Annotated in this window: 5 protein-coding genes; 2 read left to right on the top strand and 3 right to left on the bottom strand. The window is 63.5% G+C overall.

The window, feature by feature from the left end; genetic code table 11:
* The first annotated feature begins 167 nt into the window (after positions 1-167).
* The gene (locus tag AB0J29_RS36915) at positions 168-1,223 is read left to right on the top strand and encodes a site-specific integrase (RefSeq protein ID WP_364795957.1); all 1,056 of its coding nucleotides are present in this window, start codon (positions 168-170) and stop codon (positions 1,221-1,223) included.
* A gap of 1,022 nt (positions 1,224-2,245) precedes the next feature.
* Here AB0J29_RS36915 and AB0J29_RS36910 read toward each other — a convergent pair.
* The 3 genes from AB0J29_RS36910 to AB0J29_RS36900 all read right to left on the bottom strand — a co-directional run bounded on the left by AB0J29_RS36910 (position 2,246) and on the right by AB0J29_RS36900 (position 5,220).
* Entirely contained in the window at positions 2,246-2,785 is a 540-nt protein-coding gene (locus tag AB0J29_RS36910; RefSeq protein WP_364795955.1) for a hypothetical protein, read from the bottom strand.
* 232 nt (positions 2,786-3,017) lie between these two features.
* On the bottom strand, positions 3,018-3,908 hold the full coding sequence (locus AB0J29_RS36905; protein WP_364795954.1) for an alpha/beta fold hydrolase: 891 nt from the start codon (positions 3,906-3,908) through the stop codon (positions 3,018-3,020).
* A 346-nt stretch (positions 3,909-4,254) separates the two neighbouring features.
* Positions 4,255-5,220 carry a WYL domain-containing protein gene (locus tag AB0J29_RS36900; protein ID WP_364795959.1) on the bottom strand — a complete coding sequence of 322 codons (966 nt, stop codon included), beginning with the start codon at positions 5,218-5,220 and terminating at the stop codon, positions 4,255-4,257.
* Between the two features lie 98 nt (positions 5,221-5,318).
* On the opposite strand from AB0J29_RS36900, the gene AB0J29_RS36895 reads away from it, so the two are divergent.
* Entirely contained in the window at positions 5,319-5,684 is a 366-nt protein-coding gene (locus AB0J29_RS36895) for a VOC family protein (RefSeq protein ID WP_364795950.1), read from the top strand.
* Positions 5,685-5,822: the final 138 nt, after the last annotated feature.

The raw sequence follows: 5,822 nt of genomic DNA, 5'->3' as shown, positions 1-5,822 counted from the left end.
CAAGCACGGGCATCTGTCCTTGCCCGCTCATGCACGGCGCGCCGCGGGCATCCAGCATCACGACAGGGTCCTGTTGGCCGCCGATCCTGATCAACACCTGCTGGTGGTTTCCCACCGCATGTCCTCGACGAGATGGCCGCACGCCGCTTCACCGAGGGGATGGTCCGATGAGCGCGCGCAGCGACGCCGACGTCGCCGCGGTCCGGATGATGATGGACCGGCTCAATCTCACCCTCGCCGAACTCAGCGACGACACCGGTGCGGCCACAAGCGTCCCGACCTTCGGTGACTACATCCCAGTCGTCGCCGACAGCATGCCCGCGAGCCGGACTCGCGACCACTACCAGACCTACTGGACCAAGATTCTTGCCCAGCCGGGGTGGGCTGAGCGGCCCTTGAACGAGCCGACTGCCGTGGAGTTGCAGGCGCTGTGCGAGGTGATCAGGACCCAGCGACTGATCCGCCGCAACGGGCGAGACGGGCGTGAAGTCGTGCGTCACGTGATCGACGCGTTGCGCCGGGTCTACAAGCACGCCGAAGACAACCGGATCATGGACCCGCGCGACAACCCCGCCGCGAGGCTGACCAAACCCCGCCGCACCCGATCCAACCGGCGTGCACTGCCCGAAGACATCCTCACCGAGATCAACCGCGTCGCCGCCACCACCGGCAACGACCCGCAGCTCGACACCCTGCTGCTACGTTTGCACACCGAAACCGCCTGCCGCCGCGGCGGTGCCCTGGCCCTGCGTCCCCAAGATCTCGATCCCGTGCAATCGGTGATCCTCCTACGAGAAAAGGGCGGCACCCAACAGTGGCAGCCGGTCTCCCCCACCCTGATGCGCGCGCTATGCCACCACGCCCAACAACGCGGAGCCGCACCAAACGAACAACTACTCCGTGCACGCAACGGTAAGCCCATCACTCGCCGTCGCTACAACTACCTGTTCGAACGCCTCGGCCGACATCTGCCCTGGGTCATCACCCACGGCATCTCCATCCACTGGCTACGCCACACCACAACCACCTGGGTCGAACGCCGCTACGGCGGCGCGACCGCACGCGAGTTCGCCCGCCACGCCCTCGGCAACGCCGGACCCACCGGCATCTACACCACCGCAACAATCAACGAAGTCGCCTCCGCTCTCGCCCACCTCACCGGGGAACCCCACCCCCTTGCCACCACGGTCACGCGGGCAGAGAAGAACCCTATGACGACATAAACGACGCAGCCAGGCAGACCGAGGTCGGCGATTGCTACTGGAACGCACTCTTTGACATTGGTCCACAGCGAATGCCGATCCTCGGGGCATCCCCGGATATGCGCTGCCCGATCCGGGTTTCGAGCATCACCCGCCGCGCTCACCGCGGGCAGTTCACCGGCGCGACCTCACCCATGGCAGACCCATTTCGAGCGGCGCTTCCAGCCGCTCCCAACAGTCGCCCCCAGGGCTTCGTTTAACCGATCAAGCAGGACAAGACACAGGCCACGAGCGCGACAACATTGCGGTCTGCCATGTGCAGCTGGATCGGACGAATCTGCCTCAACCGTCGGCCACAAGGAAGGGACTCATCAATGCATCAGCACGCCAATACCTCTCGACAGCGGGTCGCTGAAGGTGTTGGATACCTCACAGAGCTTTCGTTGCAGGTACCAGCACCGCAAACGCGCCGCTACAGCGCGACAGCTTGGGAGGGGGTCCCCCGCATGGACATCGACCTCACGTGTCCACACTGCCGCCAGCTCGACTCGGTTCAGAGTGTGCCCGCGTTGAATGCGGATGGTGTGTCGACCAGTTCCGGAACGAACGTCTATTCCGGCGTTGGTGTGGCTTCAACTGGCCTGGTCCCGGTGTTCGGTACTGCCACGGTTGAGCGCACTCACACCACAACACTTGCGCGGAGTCTGGCCCGCGAGCCCGCACGTACTCCAGCCGGGCGCCTGAGCTTCTTTGCGCTTGTGCTGCTGTTGCCAGCGATGTGCTGGATCGTTCCGGCAATCATCTCAATCGCCGATCCGTATCCCGGCGTATCACCGTGGGTCGCTGCTCTTTCCACCGTGATCTTCTTCGTGGTCCTGACCACGCCTGGCGGCCTCCTGCTCAGCATTGCTGTGCTTCGTATTCGCCGCAACGGGAGAGTCGTACGAGGACGTCGACGCGCTCACGCTGTATGGCAAGCTGGTTTCTACTGCCATCGGTGCGGTGTCGCGTTCTGGCCCTCCTCCCCAGCGCCGGGCATTCCTTCACGGCAAGCCTTCGCGCCGCAGCACTTCCGGTGGTTCGTGTGGAACGCCGGTGGTTACGCCAGCGCCTGAATCCAACATCGAGTCGGGAGAGGTGGTTGGTGGGGCGGTCGGCTTCGGTGATGCACTCGCCGATATTGTGCCGCCCGTTGCGCGTGCGGTGGTGATCAGTTGCCGGGCTTGTTTGACGCTGATTTCGAGCAGATCAGCGACATCTTCATCGGTTTGATCTTGGTCACGGATCACTGCGGCGGCAACAGCTTGGTCGGCGCGGTGACGGGCGATCTCCTCACAGGCTCGTGATTCGACTGCACTGATCTGCTGCCGCAGCGCCTGGATTTCTTGGTCACGCTTGACTTCACACGTTGTGATCGCCTGCCAACCGATGAGGTACCGCTTCACCGCGTCAGTGATCGCTCGCTCCCGCTGACGCGCCTGTTCTCGGCGTTCACGAATACGTACACGCGAGCGTTCCAGTCGCTCAAGGGCTTCCGGGGATCGAGCTGTCCGCGGTGACCGCGGCGGACGACGCAACGACATGACCGACCTCCTAGTCGGGCCTGCCTGCTGATTCTCCCGCGATCGATCATACTCCGCACTCGCGCGGCAAGTCTCGGTCGTATTTCAACGATGATCTGTCGAATACGATTCCTGCGCCTCGCTCAAGCTGGCGACGAGTGTTCCAGCACTTGCGATCTGGTCGCCACAGTCTCAGCTAACCCTGCTTACGCCTGATCGAGATCGCGAGCAAATTCCGAGCCAGATCCAGGCGTTATCCGCTCAGGTTGGCGAGCAGAAAGTCCCGGGCGACGCCGGAGGCACGTTGAAACTGCTCCTCGTACACCGCAAAGTGCGGACCGGCAATCAACGCCAGTTGTTTGGGTTCCAGTGCCTCGGCATAGCTCTGCAGCGCGATATCGGCGGGCGTCAGAGTGTCCTGATCGGCGATCACCATCAGCAGCGGCGTCGGAGATACGCGCCGCAGGAAAGCTTCCGGGGCATAGGACTGGAATTTATCGACGCTGGAGAGAGTGACCTCGTTACGCCAGGTCGGGACCTGCGGGCCGTTGGCCATCAACCAGTTGTAGACCTCGATACCGGGCATGGCGACAAGTTCGGTCGGATCATCGGACGCCGCCTTGATCATCTGGTGTGGTTTACCGGAGGCGCGGGCCTGGCGGTCGGCGGCGATGGCCGCATGAACGGTCGGCAGCATGATGGTGGGCACCAAGCTGCGGAAGTTGGCCCACCCGTTGGTCAGTGGCACCTGCGACACCACCGCGCGCACCCGCCGATCGGTCGCCGCGACCACCAACACGTGGCCACCGGCGAAACTGGTTCCCCAGATGCCGATGCGTTCCGGGTCGATACCGTCCAGGGTCTGCGCGAAAGTGATCGCATCGCGGTAGCCCTCGATTTGGGCGGCGGGGTCGACCTCAAAACGCGGTTCACCATCGGAGGTCCCGAATCCGGGGTGGTCGTAGACAAGACAAGCCAAACCGGCCTGACTGAACACTTCAGCGAACGGGGCAACCCACTCCTTGACTCCAGCGAATCCGTGCGTCATCACCACCAACGGGACGACGCCCGACGCCTGCTCGGGCCGATACAGCCAACCCCGCAAGGCCACTGCACCACTGGTGAATTCGACATCGACACGCATCGCGATTCCTCCCATTGCACCGGTCTTGTAATCAAACTACGGCGCGGATGATCTGCTGTCGAAGTCTTCTCAAACCCTTGCGTCTGACCAGCTTTGAGCAGTTGCGTGGTCAGCGCTGTTGGCCAGTCCCCTGACTCGTGGGGGTATCGGCCTCCACTCCGCGCCCACCTCCCCTATCCACTTTCGGCGGCGGCCGGTGTGCACAGCTCCATTCCCGGGTGGCCGCGGACCCGATCGGGGCCACGGCTCAACACCACCGCCGTGGCGCACCGACCAACATTCGACGGTCTCCGCTAGATGTACTGGTCGGGGACGTTGATTGAGAGCAGGGCGTTCCGATCGGCGGTCACGTGGCTGGGGTCGAGTGTCTTTCAGCCAGGTCTCTGGCGAGCTGGCTGATGCGTTTGCGGGCTGTCTCCGGGGTGAGTATCTCGATGTGGTCGCCGAATTGGAGGAGTTGACGCACTGACTCGATGTCGGGGTAGCGGACGACGACGGTGCATGAGGCGTCTTCCGCATCGGAGACATCGTGGATGCGGTTGCCAAGTATGCGCCGCGCCAGGTCGAGGCCATTTTCTGGCAGGCGGAAGGTCACGCTCACGCGACCTTGCCCTTCGGTGCGATCCTTCAACGCAGCCCACGTGGTGCGGAGGGTTTCGCCTGGTCGGAGAGAAACTGGCGCGTCGAGTTGCTCGTACGCCGAGAGTCGTTCCAGAGCGAACAGCCGACCATCCCCTCGGTGGTCGGCGACGAGATACCAGCGGCCGGACTTCGCCACGATCCCGTACGGGTCGACCACCCGCGTTGAGGCCTGACTCTCGGCGCTACGCCGGTATTGGATTCGCAGCCGTCGTCGGTGTCGCAGGGCCGAGGCCAGATCTGATACGTCGACCGCTGCCTCTGAGTCAGCAAACCATGCGGTGCTGTCCACCAGCACCAGGTCCGCCAGCCGCAGCGGGCTCGGGGACTGCGGTGCTGCAGCCTGGCGGGCGGCGATCTTGAGCGCGGCCGACTCCCACACCGCAGACAGGCCCATGTGCTCAAGTTGCGTGCTGTCCAAACCAGCCACGGAGAGGGCCTCCAGCTCTGGAGGCTCCAGATGGGATGCGTTGAGCCGTGCACCGGGAAGCAGAACGATCCCACCGTTGCGCCCGCGTTCGGCATAAACAGGCACACCGGCTGTCGAGAGCGCCTCAACATCCCGCAGCACAGTCCGACGAGACACTTCCAGGCGCTCGGCGAGCTCGGCGGTAGTGATGCGCTGCCGGGTCTGCAGGAGCAACACGAGGTGCAACAGCCTTGAAGCCTTCACGCTGACCAATATTTGCAGAAAAAGGTGACAGGTTCTGTCGCGATGCGGCGATCAACTGAAGCGGTACCGAGAAATCACCGAGTTGAGGAGCGCTCTATATGCCCGCACCGAACCTGTTCCTGATCGGCGTCCGCGACGCCAAGGCCGCTACCACCTTCTACAGCGACCTGTTCGAGATCGAACCGACCTTCATCAGTCCCCACTACGTTGCTTTCGAGGTTGCCCCCGGTGTCTTGTTCGCGCTGTGGACGGGCTACAGCGAGCACGCGGTCCCGAGCACCCCTCGCACGAGCGAAGTCGGGCTGATGGTGCCGGGAGCCGCGTCCGCAGTTGACGAGATCTTCACGAGTTGGGTCTCGAAGGGAGTCCACGTCGTGGAGAAGCCGCACGACGCTGTCTTTGGCCGCACATTCGTGATTACAGATCCCGACGGCAACCTTATCCGGGTATCCCCGGTGGACTGACCTGCACGCCCCCAAACACCAGATGCTTCTATGTCAAGCAGCCGGCTGGTGGCGGGTGATGTGGTGCTGCCAGGAAGCTTGATCGGCGGTCATGGCGCGATGGACGACGTCGACGAGATGGCGTTGGAGGATCCGGCG

The sequence above is a fragment of the Nocardia sp. NPDC049707 genome, from assembly GCF_040674855.1.
Taxonomy (GTDB): domain Bacteria; phylum Actinomycetota; class Actinomycetes; order Mycobacteriales; family Mycobacteriaceae; genus Nocardia.
Note: the sequence above shows the minus strand (reverse complement) of the source record. Positions and strands in the feature narration are given on the sequence as shown.

Coding starts and splice junctions, on each gene's coding strand:
- AB0J29_RS36895 (WP_364795950.1), top strand. CDS start 5,319: ATGCCCGCACCGAACCTGTTCCTGATCGGCGTCCGCGACGCCAAGGCC.
- AB0J29_RS36905 (WP_364795954.1), bottom strand. CDS start 3,908: ATGCGTGTCGATGTCGAATTCACCAGTGGTGCAGTGGCCTTGCGGGGT.
- AB0J29_RS36910 (WP_364795955.1), bottom strand. CDS start 2,785: ATGTCGTTGCGTCGTCCGCCGCGGTCACCGCGGACAGCTCGATCCCCG.
- AB0J29_RS36915 (WP_364795957.1), top strand. CDS start 168: ATGAGCGCGCGCAGCGACGCCGACGTCGCCGCGGTCCGGATGATGATG.